A 1,007-nucleotide genomic window follows, 5' to 3' on the forward strand; every position below is an offset into this window, starting at 1 on the left:
GGTTGGGCCCCTGTGAGTCGGGGGAGCCTCAGCACACTTCGTACCAACCTTGTCGACCGGACCTTCTTCGATTGATATTTGTGACTTTCATCGCGCTTGCGCGTCGTTCGCGCCGTTAGTCGAGATGCTGGACGTCGTCCGGCGCACGCGGCGGCCGATGTGGTAAAGGGATTTGACGCCGAGGGCCGCCATCAGGCACTCAGCGCCGCGGTACGGCACTGCGTAGCGTGCGTCCGACTGGAGGATGCCGTACACAGCGGTGACAAAAATGACGCCTGCTGCGGCAAATAACAGCGCAGGTTCCCGATGTCGTGGTTTGCAGGCTGTTGCGGCCGTTCCGATCATCGCGAGCAGGGTCACTAGTGGATTAATTAGGTATATGAGATCCGTGGTTGCACGCAGCACGCCGTGGCCGGAAAGCGGCGAATTCGAGGTTGGAAATACGTAGATATCTCCCGCACCTATTCCGATCGTCCAGCCCCACAGTTCTGCCGGTTTCGATGCGTACCATGCGAGGTACCGTGCCGGTTGGTCGGCAAATCGCTTGGCGATAACCCCGAGGGCGGCAGTCGGTTGACTGCTCAATCGGCGCACATCGCTATCGATGTCCGCAAGAACGGCCTTCGATTCGGCATCATCCAGCTCGAGGGCTTTATACCAAGCTCTGTGGTATTCAGGCCATGAGCCCTGAGCGAAATTCATGGCGATTCGGTCGCTGGCCGCAAGCGATGACGGAAGCATCGCTCCCCTGATCATCCATGCGGCGCAGGGTAGTGTCGCGGCGAATAGAAAGGCAAGCCAAAGAGTTCGCCGTGTACTATCACGCCACGCAGCGATGGCAGCGATGGCAGCGAAGAGCGGAGCGAGCGGGAGCACGACGGCATTGGTCAGCGCGGCGGCCGCGAAGGCCAGGCCCGCGACGGTCGCCCACGACCGCGAGTGACGATCTGATGCCAACTGCAGCGCACAAAGGCCCGAGGCGAACAAGAAGCCGAGCACCGTCTCGC

At 61.0% G+C, this 1,007-nt stretch carries 1 protein-coding gene; it reads right to left on the minus strand.

Going from position 1 to position 1,007, the window contains the following annotated elements; genetic code table 11:
* Positions 1 to 87: 87 nt before the first annotated feature.
* Positions 88 to 1,007, minus strand: a 920-nt coding sequence (locus AC1DT2_RS24380; protein ID WP_477299319.1) for a hypothetical protein, incomplete at its 5' end; no start/stop codon positions are given.

This window comes from Luteibacter sp. P4_E6 (genome assembly GCF_056401535.1).